This is a genomic window from Christensenella minuta (assembly GCF_003628755.1).
Taxonomy (GTDB): Bacteria; Bacillota; Clostridia; order Christensenellales; family Christensenellaceae; genus Christensenella; species Christensenella minuta.
The window spans coordinates 2,153,551-2,175,129 of the sequence record NZ_CP029256.1 but is presented as its reverse complement, the minus strand read 5'-3'; the positions used below and the strand labels follow the sequence as shown (position 1 = coordinate 2,175,129).

The 21,579-nt window shown below is 53.1% G+C and carries 24 protein-coding genes; 23 read left to right on the top strand and 1 reads right to left on the bottom strand.

The window, feature by feature from the left end:
* Positions 1 to 35: 35 nt before the first annotated feature.
* The 23 genes from B1H56_RS10435 (at position 36) to B1H56_RS10325 (ending at position 21,283) form a co-directional block, all read left to right on the top strand.
* Complete coding sequence (locus tag B1H56_RS10435) at positions 36 to 221, top strand: hypothetical protein (protein WP_066519427.1); 186 nt, start codon at positions 36 to 38, stop codon at positions 219 to 221.
* Between the two features lie 280 nt (positions 222 to 501).
* A complete protein-coding gene (locus B1H56_RS10425; protein WP_066519421.1) occupies positions 502 to 1,296 on the top strand; it encodes a hypothetical protein in 795 nt (264 codons plus the stop codon).
* Positions 1,297 to 1,358: 62 nt separating this feature from the next.
* The gene (locus tag B1H56_RS14610) at positions 1,359 to 1,499 is read left to right on the top strand and encodes a hypothetical protein (RefSeq protein WP_156468706.1); all 141 of its coding nucleotides are present in this window, start codon (positions 1,359 to 1,361) and stop codon (positions 1,497 to 1,499) included.
* Between the two features lies 1 nt (position 1,500).
* On the top strand, positions 1,501 to 1,887 hold the full coding sequence (locus B1H56_RS10420; protein ID WP_066519417.1) for a hypothetical protein: 387 nt from the start codon (positions 1,501 to 1,503) through the stop codon (positions 1,885 to 1,887).
* A 25-nt stretch (positions 1,888 to 1,912) separates the two neighbouring features.
* Positions 1,913 to 2,938, top strand: coding sequence for a phage major capsid protein (locus B1H56_RS10415; protein ID WP_066519410.1), 1,026 nt, complete (start codon positions 1,913 to 1,915; stop codon positions 2,936 to 2,938).
* A gap of 75 nt (positions 2,939 to 3,013) precedes the next feature.
* Entirely contained in the window at positions 3,014 to 3,616 is a 603-nt protein-coding gene (locus tag B1H56_RS10410; RefSeq protein ID WP_147554684.1) for a hypothetical protein, read from the top strand.
* Positions 3,617 to 3,681: 65 nt separating this feature from the next.
* On the top strand, positions 3,682 to 5,616 hold the full coding sequence (locus tag B1H56_RS10405; protein WP_066519408.1) for a hypothetical protein: 1,935 nt from the start codon (positions 3,682 to 3,684) through the stop codon (positions 5,614 to 5,616).
* Between the two features lie 15 nt (positions 5,617 to 5,631).
* On the top strand, positions 5,632 to 6,366 hold the full coding sequence (locus B1H56_RS10400) for a hypothetical protein (RefSeq protein ID WP_066519402.1): 735 nt from the start codon (positions 5,632 to 5,634) through the stop codon (positions 6,364 to 6,366).
* Positions 6,367 to 6,411: 45 nt separating this feature from the next.
* Entirely contained in the window at positions 6,412 to 6,873 is a 462-nt protein-coding gene (locus B1H56_RS10395; RefSeq protein ID WP_066519399.1) for a hypothetical protein, read from the top strand.
* A gap of 10 nt (positions 6,874 to 6,883) precedes the next feature.
* Positions 6,884 to 8,017: a hypothetical protein gene (locus B1H56_RS10390; protein ID WP_066519392.1), complete on the top strand. Its 1,134-nt coding sequence runs from the start codon at positions 6,884 to 6,886 to the stop codon at positions 8,015 to 8,017.
* Between the two features lie 9 nt (positions 8,018 to 8,026).
* Positions 8,027 to 9,544 carry a phage tail protein gene (locus B1H56_RS10385; protein ID WP_066519389.1) on the top strand — a complete coding sequence of 506 codons (1,518 nt, stop codon included), beginning with the start codon at positions 8,027 to 8,029 and terminating at the stop codon, positions 9,542 to 9,544.
* Between the two features lie 56 nt (positions 9,545 to 9,600).
* The gene (locus B1H56_RS10380; protein ID WP_066519385.1) at positions 9,601 to 9,921 is read left to right on the top strand and encodes a hypothetical protein; all 321 of its coding nucleotides are present in this window, start codon (positions 9,601 to 9,603) and stop codon (positions 9,919 to 9,921) included.
* Complete coding sequence (locus tag B1H56_RS10375; protein WP_066651125.1) at positions 9,918 to 10,751, top strand: N-acetylmuramoyl-L-alanine amidase; 834 nt, start codon at positions 9,918 to 9,920, stop codon at positions 10,749 to 10,751. Before B1H56_RS10380 ends, B1H56_RS10375 begins: the two co-directional genes overlap by 4 nt.
* Before the next feature lie 86 nt (positions 10,752 to 10,837).
* Complete coding sequence (locus B1H56_RS10370; protein WP_066519375.1) at positions 10,838 to 11,131, top strand: phage holin family protein; 294 nt, start codon at positions 10,838 to 10,840, stop codon at positions 11,129 to 11,131.
* Positions 11,132 to 11,723: 592 nt separating this feature from the next.
* The gene (locus B1H56_RS10365; protein ID WP_066519372.1) at positions 11,724 to 12,752 is read left to right on the top strand and encodes a LacI family DNA-binding transcriptional regulator; all 1,029 of its coding nucleotides are present in this window, start codon (positions 11,724 to 11,726) and stop codon (positions 12,750 to 12,752) included.
* Between the two features lie 177 nt (positions 12,753 to 12,929).
* Positions 12,930 to 14,003: an ABC transporter substrate-binding protein gene (locus B1H56_RS10360; RefSeq protein WP_066520020.1), complete on the top strand. Its 1,074-nt coding sequence runs from the start codon at positions 12,930 to 12,932 to the stop codon at positions 14,001 to 14,003.
* A 95-nt stretch (positions 14,004 to 14,098) separates the two neighbouring features.
* Positions 14,099 to 15,604 (top strand): sugar ABC transporter ATP-binding protein, encoded by a 1,506-nt coding sequence (locus B1H56_RS10355; protein WP_066519367.1) that lies wholly within the window; start codon positions 14,099 to 14,101, stop codon positions 15,602 to 15,604.
* A gap of 18 nt (positions 15,605 to 15,622) precedes the next feature.
* Positions 15,623 to 16,582 carry an ABC transporter permease gene (locus tag B1H56_RS10350; protein WP_066519365.1) on the top strand — a complete coding sequence of 320 codons (960 nt, stop codon included), beginning with the start codon at positions 15,623 to 15,625 and terminating at the stop codon, positions 16,580 to 16,582.
* A gap of 72 nt (positions 16,583 to 16,654) precedes the next feature.
* Positions 16,655 to 18,208: a xylulokinase gene (locus B1H56_RS10345; protein WP_242862160.1), complete on the top strand. Its 1,554-nt coding sequence runs from the start codon at positions 16,655 to 16,657 to the stop codon at positions 18,206 to 18,208.
* Between the two features lie 11 nt (positions 18,209 to 18,219).
* Positions 18,220 to 19,143 (top strand): ribokinase, encoded by a 924-nt coding sequence (gene rbsK / locus B1H56_RS10340; RefSeq protein WP_121419000.1) that lies wholly within the window; start codon positions 18,220 to 18,222, stop codon positions 19,141 to 19,143.
* A gap of 15 nt (positions 19,144 to 19,158) precedes the next feature.
* Positions 19,159 to 19,815, top strand: a complete 657-nt coding sequence (gene deoC, locus B1H56_RS10335) for a deoxyribose-phosphate aldolase (protein ID WP_066519362.1) — start codon at positions 19,159 to 19,161, stop codon at positions 19,813 to 19,815.
* Positions 19,812 to 20,159, top strand: coding sequence for a cupin domain-containing protein (locus tag B1H56_RS10330; protein WP_242862004.1), 348 nt, complete (start codon positions 19,812 to 19,814; stop codon positions 20,157 to 20,159). Before deoC ends, B1H56_RS10330 begins: the two co-directional genes overlap by 4 nt.
* Positions 20,160 to 20,362: 203 nt before the next feature.
* Positions 20,363 to 21,283 (top strand): AEC family transporter, encoded by a 921-nt coding sequence (locus tag B1H56_RS10325; RefSeq protein WP_066519356.1) that lies wholly within the window; start codon positions 20,363 to 20,365, stop codon positions 21,281 to 21,283.
* Between the two features lie 85 nt (positions 21,284 to 21,368).
* On the opposite strand, the gene B1H56_RS14605 is transcribed toward B1H56_RS10325, so the two are convergent.
* A complete protein-coding gene (locus B1H56_RS14605) occupies positions 21,369 to 21,527 on the bottom strand; it encodes a hypothetical protein (protein ID WP_156515113.1) in 159 nt (52 codons plus the stop codon).
* Positions 21,528 to 21,579 lie beyond the last annotated feature (52 nt).

The following is a 21,579-nucleotide window of genomic DNA, read 5'->3' as shown; positions in this document are numbered from 1 at the left end:
TGTTGCCCCAAATTGCAAAGAAGGAGGTGAGAAGGATGGACAAATGCCCAAAATGTGGAAATGATCTAAGGCTTGAAAGCGGTGGCGTTGTTGTGGAAGGTGGCGACGCTTTTTTATTACAGCGGCAATACTGCGCAAACCCACAGTGTGAAAATTATGCGGGAAAGAAGATATCGGAGGCAAGCAACGTGGTGGATGAAATCCGGCACAAACTTACCTGACAGGCAATCACGAACCATAATTGTTGGCACTACACGAAATAGCAAAATATTTGAAATCCAATGAATGGTTCGCTGATGATATTCTCTGGAAAAATAAAATATTCGGAGGAAAGCTATACGCGGGTCCCAGCGGAAACGGGGCGGACAGGACGGGATAAAACCGTTCTAAAACAAAATACGCTGTGCCCGAGCGGAAAAAGGGCAGAAAAAGCAAAGGCAGCGGGGAGATTTTCGCGGCCTTTGCTTTTTTACGCTGCCAAGCGGAAAAAGGAGGAACAAAATGGACCGCGAAGAGATGACTGAAATGGAATGGACGGACGACGGGGAAGAAGCACGCGAAGCAAACGCAGACAAGGAGTTTGACGAGGCGATTTCGCAAGCATTGGACGCTACGCACGAGGAGATGGAAGCGAAGCAAGCCGAAGCGGACGAGGCCGCACAGGAGCGCGCAGAGCAACGCAGGGAAAAGAAAAACGCGCGCCGGGCAAAGGAAAAACCGCTGAGAAATTACGAGGCGGACAGGATCGCCGCGAGTGCGCGCAGGCAGATGGAACGGCTCCAGCAGGAGAACGAGCGCCTTCAGCGGGAGAACGATGACTTTGCACAGCGGTTGGGCTATCGGGATTTCGGGCAGATGCAAAGAGAGACCGGGCGTATGCGGGGCGAGGAAGTGCCACGCCTGAAAGAGCAGGAAATTGCGTACCAAGAGGGCAAACGAAGGTTTGAAGAAGAGCTGAGGGAGCTGAACGAACATTTCCCGGAGGCCGACACATGGTCGGCAGACGATTTTTTTGCATTAGAAAACGCGCAGGAAATGGTGAAGATGGTGCAGGCGGGCGTTCCCTTATACCGCGCCTATGCGGCATATGCCGCCGATTCCATAGCGCAAAGGCGAGCGGAGGCGGCGAAACGCGCCGCACTGGACGCACAGAGCAAGGAGCATCTCCGCAGGTTTGGGGGAACGGGAAGCGCGGCCGGCGGAACGATGCCCCAAGAGGTTCTGGAGCAATACCGCCTAATCAACCCGGATGCGACGGATGCTGAAATACTTGCGCACTGGCGCAGGCAGGACTGAAACCACATGGAAAGAAAGACACAAGCCGGATAAACCGGCACAGAAAAGGAAGGAGAAACAAGATGAAAAAAGACACGTATGCCGGAAGGATCAACAATAACGGCACACAGAAGGCAGAGGCGCTTTTCACGACGAAGAAAAAGGCAAAGTCCGTCGTGAAGAGAGGAAACGACCTGAGAAACGGGACAAAGGGAGGCAGATAATATGAAATTACACAAGTATGACCTTACGAGCGCAACGCCGCTTGAACTGATCCCGAATGCGGCGAGTGAATTTGAGATCGGGCAGGCATTGAAACTCGCAAACGGCGCTGCGGCGGCGTGCGGCGCGACAGACAAGCCGGTATTCCTTTGCATGGCAAAGAGCGCGGCGGACGATCTGAACGATTTGCCTGTGGTTCGCGTGAACCCTCAGATGGAGCTTGCGGCGGAACTTGCGGCGGCGGGGACGGCGCTGAAGATCGGTGATGCGGTGACGCTGGCGGCAGACGGCATCCGCGTGACGGCGACGACGACAAGCGGCGTATTTACGGTGACCGGGTTTGAAGAGGGAGTTGCAGCCGGAGAAACCGTATATGGCCGGGTACTGTAAAAAAGAGTGAAGGGAGATTTATTTTATGGCAGGGATTATATTTTCTGAAAGTTCGGGCATAAACGACAGCGTATTTGGCAAAAGCCAGTGCCCAATCAGGCTGTTTGTAGAAAAACAGGTAGAAGCATTCGAGGAAAAATCGGCGCTGGAACACGTCTTTATGATCGCAGATTCCAAAAACTTTTCCGAGAAGCTGACGGGGATGACTTCGATGAACGGGTTCCAGCCCACAGGCGAAGGCGGGGCGTATCCGCAGGACGAAATGCAGGAGGGATACGAAAAAATCCTTGAGCATGTGACGTGGAAGGACGCGTTTACGGTGACGCAGGAGATGGTGGAGGACAGCAAGACCATTGATCTCAGAAGCAAACCGTATGCGTTTGTGAGCGGATATCACCGCACGCGTGAGCAGTTTGGCGCGGCGCTGCTGGCGGGCGGCATCAACGGAACGAGCATCAAGTTCCGCGGGATGAAGTTTTCCACGGCATGCGCGGACGGTAAAAAACTGTTCGCCCACAACCACACCGCTAAGGTGAAGGGGGATGCACAGTCTAATATTTTCCAGGATGAATTTTCAGCGGACGCACTGGCGGCGATGGAATGCAGGATGCAGGATTTCCGGGATGACAACGGACAGGTGCTTGCAATCGCACCGGATACGATCATTATCCCGAACGACTGGAAGCTGAAAAAGGACCTGTTTGCGGCCTTGGGCGCGGATAAGGACCCGAACACGTCGAACAATGGGTTTAACTATACTTTCGGCAGGTTCCATATTGTGACATGGCAGTACCTGAACCAGTTCATAAACGGGAAGGACAAGCCGTGGATCATGCTGGACAGCAACTATAACAAGGAATGCGGCGGAGCGGTATGGCTTGACCGCATCAAACTGGCGGTGAAATCCTATGTGGACGAAAACACGGACAACAACATTTGGAAAGGCCGTTCGAGGTTTATCGCAGGCTTTAACGACTGGCGTGCGTTTGCAGTGGGCGGTATTGCTTCCGACACAAACGCGGCAAAGCTGATCGAAACGGCTGCGGCATAACAGGACGGACAGGGAGGAAACGGGTGGAGCGGTTTCGCCCGTTTTCCGTTCCTGCCAAAGGAAGGAATGAAGGAAATGACTTGGAAAGAAATCAGGGACGAATGCCTGAAACTGATGTATTCCTATTCAAAAAAAGGAAGTGTGATTCCTCAGACGGACGGCAACCTGAAGGATTACACCCTTGCGATGCCAGGAGCGGCAAATATCGCATTATACGATATTGCGCGGGTACTGCCGGATATCCGGAAATATACCGCTGTGCAGGCGGAAAGCGGGACGGCGTATGAATACGACCTGCGGGAGCTGACACGGCGGGACGGGCAAATTGCGTTTATGCGGTTTGCGGACGAATATGTGGACAGCGGCGTTCCGTGCACGATCTTGCCGGATGGACACACGCTATGGGTGGACGGCGCGTTTGAAGGGAAATTCAACATATATTACCATGCCGCACCTGAGGAATTTACAAGCAGTACGCCGGATGATTATGAGCCGGGGCTGCCGCCGGGAGCGGCGAACTTGATTCCGGTGTGTATGGCGTCTTCGCTGTTCAAGGACGACGACGCTTCCATTTCATCGATGTTATGGAACGAATATGCGCAAAGGCTGGAAGCACTGTGGAGCGATGCGGCACGGGCAGGAAAAGCGGAATATGTATGCACGACGGGCTGGATATAAACGGCAGGACAGGGCACTGCCGCTGCCCGGCAGGGAAAAAGCAGCGAGAGAGCAGGAGGATGAGAATGAGGACGGTAAACGTACCGCAGAAAAGAGGACCGGGCCGGGTCGTGATCGACAAATTCAAAGGGGCGGATTTTTCGACTTACAGCGGAAATGTTGACCTTCGGAGGTCGCCCGACGTGTTGAACATGATATCAGACCGGAACGGACAGGCCGTGAAACGGTTCGGATATGAAAAGGTCGCGGAGTATGGAAACAGGATCAACGGGATATTTGAGCTGATTACACCGGAAAAGCGGTATCGGTTTATTCATGCGGGGACAAAATTTATTTTATGCGGAGAAACGCAGAAAGAAGACGTTGTACTTTCGGAAGGGATGAACGACGAGCGGTCGGCCGTGTTCCAGATGAGCGTCCCGGTGAAGAAAAACGGGAAAACGGAGATGGCTTCCAAGCTTTGGATATTGGACGGGAAAAATTATTACTGGTGCGATGGAAAAACGCTGGAAAAAACAGAGAATGGCGCGGACACCTATATTCCCACTACGGCGATTTCGCGGAACCCGGGCACGAAAGACCAGGGTGGGGAAGGATATGAGCCGACGAACAGGATGAACAAGTGGCGGAAGAATTCGTTTCTGGTAACGGAGGCAAAAGCGGCTGAAAAGGTGTTTGTATTGGATTTCTCACCTTTGGATACGGACAGCGCGGTGAAGGTGGAAGTCCTGAACGCGAACGGCAGCTGGGTGGAAAAAAAGGAAGGGACGGATTTCACGGTTGACAGGCCGACGGGGACTATTACATTTAAGACGGCACCGGGAAAATCGCCCGAGGAAGGCGCGGACAATGTGCGGATCACGGCGGCGAAAACTGTGGCGGGTTATGCGGACAGTATCGGTACGTGCACGGTACAGACGCTATTTGGATTGTCGAGCTATGACCAGGCGTTCCTGACGGGGAACCCGCAGTATATTAACTATCACTATTATTCACAGCCATCCGACCCGACGTATTTCCCAGACTCTAATTATTCGGTGATTGGGCAGGAAAACACAGCGATCATGGGATACCGGAAGTTGGGAGAGCATCTTGTGATCCTCAAGGAAAATAATTATCAGGATGCGACGGCGTTCCTGATGAACGGTGAACTGAAGGAAATAAACGGCGAACAAAAAGTTGTGTATTATGTGCGGCAGGGAATCGCGGGCGTGGGCGCTGTTTCCAAACATTGCTTCTGTGACCTGCGCGACGACCACTTATTTCTGTCTTCGGACGGCGTATTCGCCATTACGTCAAATGCGGTGACGGCGGAAAAATATGCACAAACGAGAAGCGCACTGATTGACAGGAGGCTGAAAGGACACGATTTAAAAAACGCCGTGGGGACCGTGCGGGGAGGATATTTGTATATCGCAACAGACGGCGTGTGTTTCGTGGCGGATGCGGCACAGAAGCATTATGACGGAAAGGGCACGGAACAATACCAATATGAATGGTATTACTGGGACAATATGCCGGTGCGCGTATGGAACACGGGAACCGACGGGGAGGAACTTTTATTCGGAACGCCGGACGGTAAAGTGATGCGGATGTTCCGGGAAAAGATATCGGCGAGTTATATGGACGACGGCAAACCGATCCGAGCCTATTGGACGACACCAACGATCGACTTTTCGTATGGGGACCTTTATAAAACGCTGCGTTATCTTTTTACGCGGCTGCAGCCGTATGCACGGTCGTCTTTTCAGGTGTATATCCGGATCGACGGAACGTGGCAGACCTTAGACGAGCGAAACGTGGATATTATATCTTTCATGGATATGGATTTCCAGAGATTTTCGTTCAACACAAATGTGGACGACCTGACGGCGACGACGACAGTAAAGGCAAAAAAGATCATTACGACACAGTTCCGCTTTGAAAATGGCGCGGCAAAAGAGGGATTCGGATTGCAGGGTATTACTGCACACTATAATACGAAAAGCAGGATCAAATAAACGGAGGGACAAAAAATGGCATCGAGAGATGAATATTACAAACAATACCTGAACGATCTGGCCACACAATATCAAGGACAGATCGATACGGAAACCCAAAATTACAATGCGAATAAGACAGACCTGACAAACGCTTATAATCAGAATGCAAAGACGCTGGCGGGGACACGGGAACAGGCGATGCGCGACGCGTATATCAGCCAGCAAAAGGCGATGCGGGATGTGCCAACGGCATTGGCCGCGCAAGGGATTCGCGGAGGCATGACGGAAAGTACTTACGGGAATCTACTTAAAACTTACCAGAATGCGCGCGGAGCGGCGACATCGAGCTATAACCAGCAGTTTGGCCAGTTGGGGCAGACCTACCAGAGCAACCTGACCAGCCTGGGTAATTCGTACCGCACAAATATCAACAATATTAATACCGCAAAAGAAGCGGACGCATGGGCGCGCGCGGGAGACAGCTGGAACGCTTATTTGCAACAGGAGGCGGAACGAAGGGCACAGGAGCAATGGGAGCTGGAGAGACAGCAGGCGAGAAGTTCGAGTGGAGGCAGCAGCGGAAGGACGAAAAAAAACACGGAGACCTATATAGTATCCCAAGGGAATGCGGGAAATGGATTATATAATGGCGGGTTAGGCCGTGTACATGATAGCAAAAGTACAACAAAGGAGATAAGATCGATTATGTCTCTTGGCAATGGAAAACAGAAGATTATCTATAGAGATGGTACTGTGTCTTACAGATAAAGGAAAAGATATCTATTGATATCTTATAGGGAAAGGAGGCAATATATGTCGCTTAATGATTACAAAATCAGGGAATCGGACTATACGGGAAAAGACGTGGCGAGCCTGCCGGACGAACCGAGCGAGGCGGGGATGAGCGCCGCGGAACTGAAGGCGGCGTTTGACAAGCTGGGCAAGGAAGTGATCGTCCCAAAACACAATGCGTTTGTGGACGCATCCGTTGGTACGGGCGGCGCGGGGAACACGGGCGCGGAGGAGATCGAGAGCGGATCGGGGCAGACGGTACAAAGCAACCTGGAATACCTGCTCGGGAAGCTGAACATTCATCTGGCGGCCCCGGCGCACATTGCGTATTCGGCGGAGATACCGATGCCGCAGCAGCCCGCGGGCGGGATCTGGGTGCAGGAAATAACGGAAAATCCGCAGAGCGGGACGGCGGTCATCAAAAACGCGACCGTATCGCGGATGGAGATTCCAAACAGGGAAAACCTGTGGATGGATACCTAAGGAGAGGGATATGGCAAAAGAAAAGTTTGTGATGAAGAACTGGAACGGGACTTCATGGGACACACTATACCCCCGGACGGACGGGGAATCCGTTTATATGGACGGATACGTCAAACCGGCACAGGGAGGCGCGGTCGTGGCGGCGGATTCGCTGAACGCGGCGGTGGGCAAACTGGAAAAGGGACTGGACGCGAAGCAAAACGCGATCGGCTATACGCCGGAAAATACGGCGAACAAGGGAAAGGCGAACGGATATGCGGGGCTGGATGCGTCGGGGAAGCTCCCGTCGAGCCTGCTGCCGCAGTCGAGCGGCGGCGGACTCAATTACAAGGGAACGCTGGACGCTTCCGCGGGATATCCGTCCGCACCGGAAACGGGAGATTTCTATATCGTTGCGGCGGCGGGGACGATCTCGGGGACGGAATACAATACGGGCGACTGGGCGGTATATAACGGCACGGCGGCGGGCTGGGCCAAGATCGACAATACGGACGAGGTGGCGAGTGTAAACGGAATGACGGGAGCCGTGGAGCTTGCCGGAGCGAACCTTGCAATGACGGGGTATACAAAACCGGCTGCGGCCGGCGCAGTTACGGCGGCGGACACTGTGAATGCGGCGGTGGGCAAGCTGGAAAAGGGCCTCGAGGGGAAACAGGCCGCGGGGAACTACGTCGTTTCCAATGGAGCAATGACGGCTGGGACGAAGACGAAGATCACATATGATGGGAAAGGGCTGGTGACCGGAGGCGGGGATGCAACGGCGGCGGACGTCAAAATGACCGGATATGTAAAAGCAACGGCGGAAGCGGATATTACGGGCGCGGACACGGTGATGGAGGCGCTCGGCAAGGTGGAGAGGAAGACGGACGGCAAGGTGAGCGGCAATGCGGCAATTACCGCGGGAACCGGTACCAGGATTACTTTTGACGCAAAGGGGCTTGTGACAAAGGGAGAGAATGCGGCGGGGACGGACATTAAGGTAGGGAGCTATGCCAAAGGAACAGGGGCTGTGACGGCGGCGGATACAGTTTCGGAGGCGATCGGCAAGGTAGAGGCGAAGACGGACGCGAAAGCGCGGATCACGGTTGCGGCGGCGGAACCGGCCGGAGCGGCGACCGGAGATTTTTGGTATCAGACGGTATAGGAGGAAACTATGGCAAAGAATGTCAGGATCAATGTAAAAACAGAAGGAGGCTATGATGTCCTGCATCCGGAAACGGAAGCAGGGCAGGTTGTGATGGCAGGATATGCAAAACCGGCGGCGGGCGGCGCTGTCACAGCGGCGGATACGGCGGGGGAGGCGATCGGGAAACTGGAGAAGGGCGTTGAGGATAGTATTCCGAAGGCAGACATTGTCCAGGTTCGCGGACGGAGCGAAACGAAGGTCATGAGCCAGAAGGCGGTAACAGACGCAATCGACGCGGGAGGCGGCGGAGGCGGCGGAGGTGCGGACGACGCAGAACCGGTCGGCGTTATTAAGCCGTTTGCCGGGGAAACGCTGCCGGACGGGTATTTGTGGTGCGACGGCGCGAGCTATCCGGCGAACGGGGATTACCTGAAGCTGTATGAGGTGGTCGGTACGGCCTACAATGAAGCGGGCGACGCGGCGGGAACGTTCCGCGTACCTGACCTGCGGGGGCGCGTTACGGTCGGAAAAAACACGGGGACGTTTGATGCGCTCGGCAAGACGGGCGGAGAAGAGACGCATATATTGAAAACAAGCGAACTTCCCGCGCACGTGCATACCTATCCGGTCAATTCTCCCGGATCAGGCGCACAGTATGGGCCAAGCGATACCGTATCGCAAACAAATAACGTAAAATCCAGTACTAATGCAGCTGGCGGCGGTGAAGCCCACAACAACCTCCAGCCCTACCTGGTGTGTAATTACATCATCAAGTACGGTAAGACCTACGGGGAGACCGGCGTGACGGCTCCGCCGTGCATATGGGAGTTTTCAGCGGCAGACTGGACGCAGCAGGATGGAAAATACATTCTATCCATCCCGGAGAGCGAACACAGGCGCGGGGAATACTGTGTGCTGACGGCGCTGTACGACACAGGCGAAGCGGGCGTAATGAAGTCTCTGCTGTCTGAAAATACAAAGGATGCGGAAGGGAACATTACGGTCTATTCGGATACGGCATTCGCAGGCAAGGCATATATAGACCGGGTGTATATGGTTCCGGCAGGGCGCGTGCTGACGGTAAACGGACAAAGCCCGGACGTGGACGGGGATGTGACGGCTGCAGAAGTGGAGAATGCGCAGAAGCTGGGCGGGGAGCTGCCGGGCTATTACGCAAAACAGTCCGATATGACAAGTGTTCTGGCCCAACCGGAAATCAAGAAAGCTGCGCCGCTTAACGGCGTAACGTTAGGAACAAATTATATATGGGAAGACGAAAAAACAGTATTTATCCGTATCTCGGCGTCAAAAGATAATGATGGGATAGCCAACCAAATGAAGGTGGCAAGTATCGCCGGCCTCGGAATAGAGATTCCACAGGTTGAAGTATGGGGGATCAGGAATGTTGGACTAAAGGCTGACGGCACATTTATTATGACGGACTCCGTGCTGATGCCGACGGGAGAAATACGGACCTCCCACAATGTAAACCAGCCTGTAAAATCTATTGGTATTTTCATCATTTACCCGAAAGGGGCTAACTAAGGAGGCTAAAATGTTCATAACACCAAAAACAGGCTGTGAGGAGAAGGAGGGGGAGGATGAATCCACATGAAATTTTAACGGTCGTCATTTCGGCAATCGGCGTGACCGCTGCCGTCGTGACTGGATTTATAGGGTACCAGAACGGCCTGAAAAAGCGCAGCACAGAGGGCGGAGAAGAGAGGGGCGTGCTGATGACGGATATTGGGTACATCAAGGCAGGAATCGACGACCTGAAAAAGCAGATGGTAGACCTGATGCAGGCGCAAAATGAATTGAACCTGCGGGTCACGATGCTGGAGAAAGAGCAAAAGACGATGTGGAAACGCATCGACGAATCACAAAAATGTATTGAAAATCTAAAGGAGGAGAGAAAATGAGCAAAATCTATATCAACCCGGGGCACGGCGGAGCGGACAGCGGGGCCGTAGGCATCGGAGGACGGCAGGAAAAGGACGACGCGCTGCGTTATGCGTCCGTGGTGGCGGACAAGCTGAAAGCGGCGGGACACACTGTAGAACTGGAGCGGAACGCGGACTACCTTATCAATGTGAAAGACATTGCAAAAAACGCGAACCTGTGGGGTGCGGACCTGTTCATTGCTTTTCACCGCAACGCGGGAGGCGGCGATGGCGCGGAATGCCTAATTGTAACGGGCGCAAGTGCAACGTCGCGGGAAATGGCGCAGGCGATCCAAGGCGCGCTTGTGGGTGTTGGGTTCCGTGACCGGGGCGTTAAGGTGCAGGACAGGAACACCTATGTGCTCTCCCATACGACCATGCCTGCAACGACCATCGAGTGCGGATTCGTGGATAACGCCGGGGACAACGCGTTGTTTGACAGCAAGTTTAATGAGATCGTTCAGGGGATCGCGGCCGCGATTCTTTCCATTGCCGGAGGCGTTGTGCCGAACACGGTAACGCCGCCCAGCCCGTCCGCGAATGTGCCGGAGCTGAACAGGGTGCTGAAATACGGCTGTAAGGGCGGCGATGTACGCATGATGCAGGAACGCCTAAATGCGCACAAGGCAAATGTAGGAAAAGCAGATGGTGAGTTTGGAGATAAGACAAGGCGGGGGCTTCATGCGTTCCAACAGGCGCGTATTCATGAGGGGCGCGACGTAGGGTGCCGCTACAACGGCAACAAGCCGGACGGTAAGTGCGGCGAACTGACGTGGACGATTCTGCATGAGCCTGCGCCGGGGGAATAAGTTATCTATAAAAAACAGGGATTTTTTAATAAGAATCCCTGCAAGGCTCTTTTATGCAAACGAATTTTAATAAGGAGGACTGAACAATGGATTTTCAGGAATACATCAAACCGGAGCTTCTCATACTGATTCCGGTACTGGTAGCGATTGGCTGTGGCTTCAAGAAAGCGGAGTGGCTGCAGGACAAGTTCATTCCGGTCTGCCTCGGAGTGGTCGGCATAGTGCTGTCGCTCTTGTGGGTGCTCGTTGGCAGCATACCGTTTGAGACGGCAAGCGCGATATTCGACGCTATGTTTACGGCAATCGTACAAGGCATACTTGTTGCGGCTGCGGCTGTGTATGCGAATCAGCTCTTGAAGCAGGAAAAGAAAACGGAGTAATGGAGAAAGGGCCGTCTGCGCAGGAGCGCGGACGGCTCTTTTTATTTTGTCGGGTGGATGTCATGTAAATGGCCATGTTTTTCTGCTATAATGCTAAGAGGTCATTTTCTGCGCTGCCAAGGAATTGATTATTGAACGCCTGAGGCGATCTGAAAAGTAGGACGCAAATATCCAAAAATATCCGTACTAAATCTGATGTTACAAGGTACAAAGTGTCGTACAAGCCTAATCTTACACACGGTTAAGCGGTTTTACATAGTGACTTTTAATCAAGTAAGTGGACAAGATATATATCTGGATGCTGCAACCGCAAATACTACAGCATTAAATAATTCTACGACAGCAACAAACCAAGCTGCAGGCGAAGGCCAACCCCACAACAACCTCCAGCCCTACCTTGTCTGTCACTATATCATCAAATATTGAACGGGGATACGGCAACCTGCTGTTCTAAGGGCGTTACCCTCTTGATGCCGCAGATCACCTCTTTTCCCAATTTATACTTTTCATGAAAAAGATGTTGACAAATAAAATGAGAGAGATTATGATTAACCCATAAGGGAATGTATACGAATACAATTGGTGTAGAAGATTGAATCAAAGAGATATCGCTAAGCTGGCGGGTGTATCTTCTGCCACAGTTTCAAGAGTCATCAACAAGGACAAAAAAGTCTCTCCGAAAACAGCGAAAAAAGTATTACAGGTAATCAAAGAGAATGGTTACGTACAAAACGCCATGGCGCGCAATTTGCGTATGGCGAATACCAAAACCATCGGCTATTTGGTTCCCGACATCAAAAATCCTTTTTTCATTGCAATGCTTTCCGGATTCCAGGAGATGTGCTTCAAGCAAGGCTATGACATTATCTTTGAAAACGCGGCGGACGATCCTGAAAAAGAAAAGAAAGCGCTTGAAACGCTGCTGCGTTACCGTGTAGCAGGCTTATTGGCGGTATTTGTCGATTCGGATAATGAGTATATCGACGTATTCGGCAACATGGGCATTCCCGTCGTTATGATCGACAGGAAGTCCAGCGGGGTACAGAAAAACGACTATCTGATGATTGATAATATGGGCGGGGTAGGCCAGATTGTGGATTACCTCGTGTCCCTCGGGCATACGGATATTGCAATGATCTATGGTCCGCAGGACCTGACGCCCGGTGTCGAACGCCTGAACGGGTTCCGGAAGGCAATGAAAAAAAACGGAATCCCAGTCAAAGAAGAATATCTGATTCCGGGACTGTTCACGGAAGAGGGCGGATATCATGCAGTACAGGAACTTTTACAACTGAAGGACCGGCCAACGGCTATGATCGGCGGAAACAACCTGACTACGATGGGCGCATATAAAGCGTTGGTCGATTACAAGGTCAGCATTCCGGAGGAAGTGTCGCTTGCAGGTTTTGACGATTTTCCATTTGCGGCACATTTGCAGCCGCCGGTTACGGTCATCAAAAGGCCAAATACAAACATGGGACGGATTGCCGCCGAACTCTTGTTGGAACGGATCAGCAAGGGTGAGGAAGGCAAAGACATCCAACCAAGGAGCATCGTGATGCCGACACAGCTCTGCATCAGGGAATCCTGCACCCAAATCAGCAGCTTGAAAAATAAATAGTTTTTTATTTACACAAAAATGTATTCGTATACATTTTAATGTATACGAATACATTCTCGAATCAATGACGAATCAATAAAATATTAAGTTTGCGGGAGCAGAACGTTCCCGCAAAAGAAGGCCATATCCCCCAATCATATGGCCAAAATATATCTATCAAAAATGGAGGAAAAAAAGATGAAAAAGATGTTAGCAATCCTGGTAGTTGCAGTCATGCTCCTGAGCGTAGCGCTCGTTGGCTGCGGACAAGAAGGCGACACGGCTTCGCAGGCTCCGGCGGAATCGTCTGCCGCAACGGACGCCTCCACGGCCCCGGCTGAACCCGCAGGGGATGACGGCGGGGTCAAAGACGTAGCGGTCCTGATTAAAGCGACGGACTCCGATTTTTGGCAGTATGTTCTGATTGGTGCAACGAACTATGCGGCTGAGAATCCGGACAAGGTCAAGGTGACGACGGACGGACCTCCGAATGAATCGGATATCGATCAGCAGGTCTCCATTCTGGAGCAGATCATCTCCAGAGAGCCTGATGCGATCGTGATCGCTTCCACAAGCTCGGACGCTACGGTTCCGGCAATCGAGGATGCGGTTTCCAAGGGTATCCCGGTCATCACGGTTGACAACAAGGTTAACACGGATAAGGTTGCGACCCTTCTCGCGACGGATAACCTAAAGGGAGGCGCACAGGCGGCCGATACACTGGTTGAAAAACTCAAGGCTGAAGGCAAGGAACTGAAGGGCAAAGTTGGCGTCATCAGCAATATGGCGGGCGTGCAGGTCCTGACCGACAGAGACCAGGGCTTTATCGACAGGATAAAAGAAATCGCCCCCGACATCGAACTGATAGAAACGGTATACGTTGACGGCGATATGACTAAGGCGATGGACGCGGCCGCCGACCAGATTTCGGCAAACGACGATCTCCTCGGCTTCTTTGCCGACAATAACACTGTTGGTTCTGGCACAGCGCGCGCCATCACGGAAGCGGGTAAGGAAAATGACCTCGTATTGGTTGCGTTCGACTCCGACCCGGAGGAGATCAAAGGCCTTGGAACTGGCGCTGTTGACGCCCTGATCCTGCAGGATCCCTATGGAATGGGCTATAAGGGCGTTGAAGACGCTCTGAAAGCGATCGCCGGTGAGACGCTCGAATCCTATGTAGACACCGGTGTTACGGTTGTAACGAAGGACAACATGGACGAAGAGGAGATCAAAGGACTGCTCGATCCAACTATCAAAAAAATAGGCTAAGCAGAACTCTCTGATAACTCGGCATTTCCGGGAGAGGGATCGCTCCTTCCCTCCGGCAGAATGCCGCAAAATGAATGAAAGGGATGGATTAGTCTATGGAAAACGTACTGGTAAAAATGGAAAAAATCTCGAAAATTTTTCCGGGTGTGAAGGCTCTTGAAGACGTCGATTTTGATGTAAGGGCAGGCGAGGTCCATGCGCTGATGGGGGAAAACGGCGCAGGAAAATCCACGCTGATTAAAGCGCTTATGGGCGTCCATGAGCCTTCGTCGGGCAAGATTTTCGTAGACGGACAGGAAGTACAGATCAGGAATCCACAGCAGGCGAAGAGACTTGGCCTCGGGGCCGTTTATCAGGACATCACACTTGCGCCGCACCTTTCCGTAGCTGAAAATTTCTTCCTGGGCGAGCTGCCCAGGAAAGCGGGTATCGTGGACTGGAAGAAAATCAACTCCGAGACGTCCAAAACGCTTACGGAGCTTGATATCAAGGTGGACCCTAAAAAACGGATCAAAGACCTCCCCATCGCCCAGCAGGAAATGGTGACGATTGCAAAAATCGTGCATGAAAAAGCAAAGGTGATCGTATTCGACGAACCGACGGCGCTCCTTGCGAATGAGGAAGTCGAAATCCTGTTCGAGCTTATTGGCAAGCTTCGCGATAACGGCTGCGGCATCATCTATATTTCCCACCGGATCGAAGAAATTTTTGAGCTCGGCGACCGCGTAACGGTTTTAAAGGACGGTGCGTTGGTGGAAACGGTTAACGTCGCGGATACCAATAAGGACGACCTCGTACGCATGATGGTTGGCCGGGATGTGGGAGACATGTATTCCATTGAGCACTTTGAGCCCGGCGAAACGGTGCTTGAGGTAAGCGGACTTACCCGCAAAGGCGTGTACGAAGGTATCAGTTTCGAGGTGCGCCGGGGGGAGATTCTCGGCATGTTCGGGCTGGTCGGTTCAGGACGCACAGAAATCATGCGCGGCGTGTTTGGCGCGGACCCGTACGATTCGGGCGGGGTAAAGGTACTCGGAAAAAAAGCTCATAACAAGTCGCCGAAGCAGGGGATCGACAGCGGCGTCGCCCTGCTGCCGGAGGATAGAAAAACGCAGGGACTTTCAATGGGGCTTTCCATTGAAGTAAATACAAACCTGGCTTCCTATTCAAAAATATCGAAAGCCGGAGTAATCAATGTTAACAGAGAGAGGGAACGGGCCGAGTATTATAAGGAACAAATCCGTATCAAAACGCCGTCGATCAAGCAAAAGGTGCAGAACCTTTCGGGCGGCAACCAGCAAAAAGTAGTGATTGCAAAATGGCTGTGCGCGGACAGCGAAATATTTATCTTTGACGAATGCACGGTAGGCGTCGACGTTGGCGCGAAAGTGGAAATCTACCGTTTGTTTGAGCGGCTTCTTAAGCAGGGAAAAGCAATTGTGCTCATCTCGTCCTATCTCCCGGAGGTCATGAGCCTTGCGGACCGGCTGATGGTCATATCGGAAGGAAAGCAGATGGCGACCATCGACCGCAGCGAGTTTATGGTTGGCGGCAGGCTGGACGAAGAGCGCATCCTGCGTCTTGCATCCGGCATGGTATAAGAAAAAGGAGTAGGGATTATGAATAAAGAAACAGCAATCAATCCTATGGAAAAGAAAAAGCGTGCATTGCCGGGAGAAATGATGATCCTCATCATCCTTATTGCAATGTTTATCGTCCTGTCGATCGCATCGAATAAATTCATGACATGGGACAACATGTCCAACCTGATGAAGCAGACTTCCATCAACGGGGTTGTCGCAATCGGTATGACATTTGTTATCATTTCAAGCGGCATCGACCTTTCGGTCGGCGCGATCGTCGGCTTCTCCGGAATCCTGGCCTCTATGCTGATGGTAGGCGGCTGGGGCATCGCTCCGGCGGTCCTCGTATCGGTGGCGGCGAGCTGCGGCGTGGGCGTTGCCAACGGCGTACTTGTGCATGACGGCAAGGTGCCTCCGTTCATTGCGACCCTTGGCACAATGACCATTGTACGCGGCGTAATTATGCTGATTACCGATGCGCGCATGATCTCCGGCATGCCGGACGACTTCATTAATTTTGCCACCTCGACGATCCTGGGGATACCGGCTTTGGCCATCATTTGGATCGTTGCCATCATCATCGCGCTGCTGATCCTGAAATTTACGGTGTTTGGGCGGAATGTGTATTCCATCGGCAGCAACGAAGAGGCGACGCGCCTTTCGGGCGTCAACATCCGCCTCAATATTTATGGCATCTACCTCGTAAGCGCGCTCTGTTCGGCGGTTGCGGGCATCATGCTCGCCTCACGCGTCGGCAACGGCCTGCCGAAGGGCGGCGACGGCTATGAGCTCGATGCGATCGCGGCTTCCGTTGTCGGCGGTGCGAGCCTGTCCGGCGGCGAAGGCAGCATCGTCGGTACGGTGATCGGCGCCCTAATCATGCAGACGCTGCGGAACGGCGGCAACCTCCTCGGGGTCAACTCGTTTATTCTCGAGATTTGTATCGGGTCGCTGATTATCATTGCTGTATTGATTGATAAGGCAAAGAAAAAGTAGTATAAATAAAGAAAAAAGAGTAATATATGTAATATATAAAGAAGTAATATACGGTAAGATATTGCAAAAAACATGAGAAAAGAGGATGAGGGTATCGATATGCCAAAGTATTTGATCGCACACGATTTAGGGACATCCGGCAACAAAGCAACACTGTTCACAGTGGATGGTGAACATGTGAAAAGTAAGGTCGCCAGCTATGACACAAATTTTTTTAATGCAAATTGGGCGGAGCAAAATCCGGATGACTGGTGGAAAGCGGTCTGTCTGTCCACGAAGGAGCTGATGCAGGGAATCGATGCGGGAAGCGTCTCCGCGATCTCGTTTTCCGGGCAAATGATGGGCTGTCTCTGCCTCGACCGAAACGGCGTGCCGCTCCGGGACCATATTATATGGGCGGACATGCGCGCCGTAGCTGAGGAAGAGTTCATACGGACGCATATTGATACCCGGGAATTCTATCATATCACAGGCCACAGGCCAAGCGCGTCCTATACGCTTGCAAAGCTGCTGTGGATCAAAAATAACGAACCGGATGTCTATAAAAATATCTACAAGGTACTGAATGCAAAGGATTATATCGCCTATAAAATGACGGGACGTTTTCTCACCGATTATTCGGATGCAACGGGAACGAACGCATACGACCTGAACGCCTTCCGCTGGTCGGACAAGATATTAGATGCCGTCGGCGTGGACGGGGAGCTTTTCCCGGAGGCGGTGCCTTCTACGCATGTGGTAGGCGAACTTGAGAAAGCGGCTGCGGAGGAATGCGGGCTGATCCCCGGGATCCCGGTCGTGATCGGCGCGGGCGACGGAACATCGGCCACTGTGGGCGCGGGATCGGTTTCCGAGGGGATTACCTATAACTGCCTCGGTTCTTCTTCGTGGATCGCGACGACGACCCGAAAGCCTGCGTTCGATGAGGAGATGCGTATCTTCAACTGGGCGCATGCGGTGCCGGGGCTGATTGCCCCCTGCGGAACGATGCAGGCGGCGGGCAATTCCTACGCGTGGATGAAAAAACAGATGTGCGGCGAAGAGGCGCTGCGCGCAAAGCAGGAGGGCGTAAGCGTCTATGACCTGATTAACGGCAAGATCGCGGATTCACCCGCAGGCGCAAACGGGCTGTATTACCTGCCCTACCTGATCGGCGAACGGTCGCCGCGGTGGAACCCGAATGCGAAGGGCGCCTTTATCGGCCTTACGATGGAGCATACGCATGCGGATATGCTCAGGAGCGTGGTGGAAGGCATCGGAATGAACCTCAGGCTGATCCTCGATATTATGCGTGCGCATATTGATGTAAAGAGCATCATTGTGCTTGGCGGGCTGGCAAAGTCGGATGTATGCCTGCAGATTTTCGCGGATATTTTTGGCATCGGGGTAGAGCCCCTCAACCATTTGGAAGAGGCGACGTCCATCGGTGCGGCAGTATGCGCGGGCGTGGGTGTGGGCGAATTGAAGAGCTTTGACGAAGTGGATAAATTTGTCTACCCGGTCGGCGTGTTCGATCCGGCCGCTGAAAACAGCGCGCTGTATGAGAAGATGCTTCAGGTTTTTGACCATTCTTATTACGCACTTTGCGGAGTATATGAGGAGATCGCCGCGATGGCAAACCAATGAGGCCATAAAGGGTGAGGATTATGAAGAAAAAAATCGTGATGTTCGGGAGCTATGTCGCCGACCTGACGGGAACCGCGGAACATCTTCCCCGCGCGGGGGAGACCGTATTCGGTGAGCTATTCAAGATTGGGCCGGGCGGCAAGGGCAGCAACCAGGCTGTGGCCGCGCACCGCGCGGGGGCGGATATCATCCTCGCGACCAAACTTGGAAAGGATGTATTCGGGGACCTCGCGCGTGATTTTTATACTCAGGAGGATATTGCGGCGGATTACGTTTTGACCGACGATGAAAAAGGCACCGGAATCGCCCTTATCTGTGTGGACCAGGTATCGAAGCAAAACCAGATTCTGGTGGTGCCCGGGGCGTGCACAAATTTTACGGATGCGGATATTGAAACGCTGCGGCCGGCGATTGAGGCGGCGGATATCCTTCTCGTACAGTTTGAGGTGAATATGGATGCCCTCGAGCGCGTAATGGATATTGCCCGGACGGCAGGCGTTATGGTTGTGCTCAATCCCGCGCCGGCGCGGAAGGTCTCGCGCGAGTTTATTTGCAAGGCCGATATCGTCACACCCAACGAAGTAGAGGCGGCGGCCCTTACGGGCGTATCTGTCGGGGATGCGGCGGACGCGGAAAAAGCGGCGGCTGTGTTCCATGAATGGGGTATTCCGCAGGTCGTTATTACCATGGGCAGGCGGGGTGTGTTCGCAAGCACGCCGGACGAATCCCGCATGGTCCGCGCGCGCGCCGTGGAGGCGGTCGACACCACCGGCGCGGGAGACGCGTTCAACGGCGGCTTTGTAACGGCGCTTTCTGAAGGGAAGGACCTGTTTGAGGCGGTCGAATTCGGCAATGCGCTGGCGTCGCTCGCGGTACAGAAATTCGGCACGGCGCCGTCCATGCCGATGCGCAGTGAAATCGAAAAAATATTGTGAAAGAAGGAATGAATCATGGATAAACCATTGGCGTCATACATTGACCATACGATCTTGAAACCGGATGCAGCGGAAAGCAAAGTCAGGGAGCTGTGCGAAGAGGCGAAGAAATATCACTTTGCGAGCGTATGCGTGAACCTCACCAACGTGCCGCTCTGCGCGGAGCTGCTCGCGGACTCTGGCGTGATGGTGTGCTGCGTGGTAGGTTTCCCGCTTGGGGCGGTCACGCCGGAGGTAAAAGCATACGAGACGAAGCGCGCAGTAGAGCTGGGAGCGCAGGAAGTGGATATGGTTATCAACATCGGACAGGCCAAGGACCACAAATGGGATGCGGTGAAGGCCGATATCGCCGCGGTAGTGGAAGCGGCGAAAGACAGGGCGCATGTCAAGGTCATCATCGAGGCGTGCCTGCTGACGGATGAGGAGAAGGTGGAAGCATGCAGGATGGCAAAAGAGGCGGGAGCCGATTTTGTGAAGACGTCTACGGGATTTTCCACGGGCGGCGCCACGCCGGAAGACGTTGCGCTGATGCGCAGGACGGTCGGCCCGGATATGGGCGTGAAGGCCGCGGGCGGGATTCGCGACTACGAATCGGCCATGAAGGTCATAAGCGCGGGAGCAAACCGTATTGGCACGAGTAACGGGATTGCGATTGTAGAAGGAGAAAAATGATGATTAAAAGGGATGCGCAGATTGACCGGGAACCCGAGTATAACCCGTGCGGCGGGGAAGGGACGTTTACCCTCACAAATCTTGTGAAGGACCACGAGCTTTCCACGATCGTCAAAATGGTGGCCGTGGATGCACCGGTGGCATCCTACGCAAAATACCACCAGCATCAGGGCGATAACGAGCTTTATTATATCCTGAGCGGAAAAGCGGAGTACACGGATAACGATGGCTCCACCGTGATTCTCGAACCGGGGGACGTATCCGTCACCTACGACGGAGAGTGGCACGGCATCAAGCAGTATGGGGATGATCCTTTGAAGTTCCTGGCGCTGATTATCAGGTAAACTTGAAATAAGGAAGGGTTTTGTTTCCTCCTACAAATAACAAAACGTGCTGTGAAAGCGGCGGGGATGCTGGGTCCCCGCCGCTTTCTTTAAAACGGTCCCCGTAACCTTCGCTTCGGCCGAACCTCCGTTATTGCGCGCCGCCTCGAAAAGGGTATATAATAAAGAAATGTGACTGGCGGGGAAAGGAAGTATTTGGCTGCATGCTCGAGGTATTGTTAAAAGCGCTGGGGCTCATCTGTATCATTATATTGGGCTATGTGCTGAAAAAAGCAGGCTTTTTCAAGCCGAAGGATTATGTGCTCATTTCAAAGATCGCCCTCAATATTACACTGCCGGGCGCGGTGATTACCAGTTTTGCCGCGTTTGATTTCGAGGCCTCCCTCCTGTGGCTCGTTTTCATCGGGCTCGGAGGGAACCTCATTATGTCTATGATCGGCTATCTGACGGCGCGGAAACGGGGACGGGAGATGCAGGCCTTTTCCATGATTAACTTTGCAGGCTATAACATCGGGTGTTTCACCCTTCCTTTTGTGCAGAGCTTCCTTGGGTCGTACGGAGTGGTCGCCACCTGCATGTTCGACGCGGGCAATTCGATCATGTGTACGGGCGGAACGTATGCCCTCGCCAAAACGGTTTCGGGTGAAACGCAAAAACGAGGGCTCGGCGGCTTCCTCAAAACGCTGTTTTCCTCCGTCCCGTTTGACGTATATATTCTTATGCTCGTACTGGCATTCCTGAACATAGGGATACCGGAGTTCGTCGTGACGGTATCTTCTACGGTAGGCGCGGCGAATGCGTTTGTCGCGATGCTGATGATCGGGATGATGTTTGAACCGGCTCTTGAGAAACAATATCTGAAAGATACGGCGAAAACGCTCGCTTGGCGGTATGGGATGGCGTCGGTATTTGCCGTCCTGCTCTTTTTTTGCGCACCCTTTCCGCTCGAAGTGCGGCAAGTCCTGGTGATCCTTGTATTTGGGCCGATCGCAGCGCTGGCGCCCGTATTCACGGAACGCAGCAAGGGAAATGTGGCGCTTGCCAGCATGATTAATTCCCTTTCGATCATAATCAGCACCGTGGTTATCACAATACTTTTGATGGGCATGCAGGCCGCGGGATAGCAAAGCATATTGCGGAGGCTTGAGCGGCGGGAAAGCATTTTTTGTGGTAAGACGCAAAAGGCCGGGTCCAAAAGGATTCGGTTTTTTAGCAAAGGAGTCCAGTTTTCCTATGGCCATCCGTTTCTATCGCCGTACCAATGATAACCGAAACCGAAGAGGCCGCCCCTTTCCCGGCGCCTGTCCGGCGGGGAACCGGGGTCGTCCCGCCCTGCCTGTGCAGCTCCCCGCCGCTGGCGTAAAACATACGCTTTTTTGCGAAAAAGAACGAATTAAGGATTCCGCCCCTTGTTTGTCAG

Coding starts and splice junctions, on each gene's coding strand:
- B1H56_RS10385 (WP_066519389.1), top strand. CDS start 8,027: ATGGCAAAGAATGTCAGGATCAATGTAAAAACAGAAGGAGGCTATGAT.
- B1H56_RS10330 (WP_242862004.1), top strand. CDS start 19,812: ATGATGATTAAAAGGGATGCGCAGATTGACCGGGAACCCGAGTATAAC.
- B1H56_RS10360 (WP_066520020.1), top strand. CDS start 12,930: ATGAAAAAGATGTTAGCAATCCTGGTAGTTGCAGTCATGCTCCTGAGC.
- B1H56_RS10420 (WP_066519417.1), top strand. CDS start 1,501: ATGAAATTACACAAGTATGACCTTACGAGCGCAACGCCGCTTGAACTG.
- B1H56_RS10350 (WP_066519365.1), top strand. CDS start 15,623: ATGAATAAAGAAACAGCAATCAATCCTATGGAAAAGAAAAAGCGTGCA.
- B1H56_RS10325 (WP_066519356.1), top strand. CDS start 20,363: ATGCTCGAGGTATTGTTAAAAGCGCTGGGGCTCATCTGTATCATTATA.
- B1H56_RS10425 (WP_066519421.1), top strand. CDS start 502: ATGGACCGCGAAGAGATGACTGAAATGGAATGGACGGACGACGGGGAA.
- B1H56_RS10370 (WP_066519375.1), top strand. CDS start 10,838: ATGGATTTTCAGGAATACATCAAACCGGAGCTTCTCATACTGATTCCG.
- B1H56_RS10380 (WP_066519385.1), top strand. CDS start 9,601: ATGAATCCACATGAAATTTTAACGGTCGTCATTTCGGCAATCGGCGTG.
- B1H56_RS10390 (WP_066519392.1), top strand. CDS start 6,884: ATGGCAAAAGAAAAGTTTGTGATGAAGAACTGGAACGGGACTTCATGG.
- B1H56_RS10400 (WP_066519402.1), top strand. CDS start 5,632: ATGGCATCGAGAGATGAATATTACAAACAATACCTGAACGATCTGGCC.
- B1H56_RS10355 (WP_066519367.1), top strand. CDS start 14,099: ATGGAAAACGTACTGGTAAAAATGGAAAAAATCTCGAAAATTTTTCCG.
- B1H56_RS10405 (WP_066519408.1), top strand. CDS start 3,682: ATGAGGACGGTAAACGTACCGCAGAAAAGAGGACCGGGCCGGGTCGTG.
- B1H56_RS14605 (WP_156515113.1), bottom strand. CDS start 21,527: ATGTTTTACGCCAGCGGCGGGGAGCTGCACAGGCAGGGCGGGACGACC.
- B1H56_RS10345 (WP_242862160.1), top strand. CDS start 16,655: ATGAGAAAAGAGGATGAGGGTATCGATATGCCAAAGTATTTGATCGCA.
- B1H56_RS10435 (WP_066519427.1), top strand. CDS start 36: ATGGACAAATGCCCAAAATGTGGAAATGATCTAAGGCTTGAAAGCGGT.
- B1H56_RS10375 (WP_066651125.1), top strand. CDS start 9,918: ATGAGCAAAATCTATATCAACCCGGGGCACGGCGGAGCGGACAGCGGG.
- deoC (WP_066519362.1), top strand. CDS start 19,159: ATGGATAAACCATTGGCGTCATACATTGACCATACGATCTTGAAACCG.
- B1H56_RS10410 (WP_147554684.1), top strand. CDS start 3,014: ATGACTTGGAAAGAAATCAGGGACGAATGCCTGAAACTGATGTATTCC.
- B1H56_RS10415 (WP_066519410.1), top strand. CDS start 1,913: ATGGCAGGGATTATATTTTCTGAAAGTTCGGGCATAAACGACAGCGTA.
- B1H56_RS10395 (WP_066519399.1), top strand. CDS start 6,412: ATGTCGCTTAATGATTACAAAATCAGGGAATCGGACTATACGGGAAAA.
- B1H56_RS14610 (WP_156468706.1), top strand. CDS start 1,359: ATGAAAAAAGACACGTATGCCGGAAGGATCAACAATAACGGCACACAG.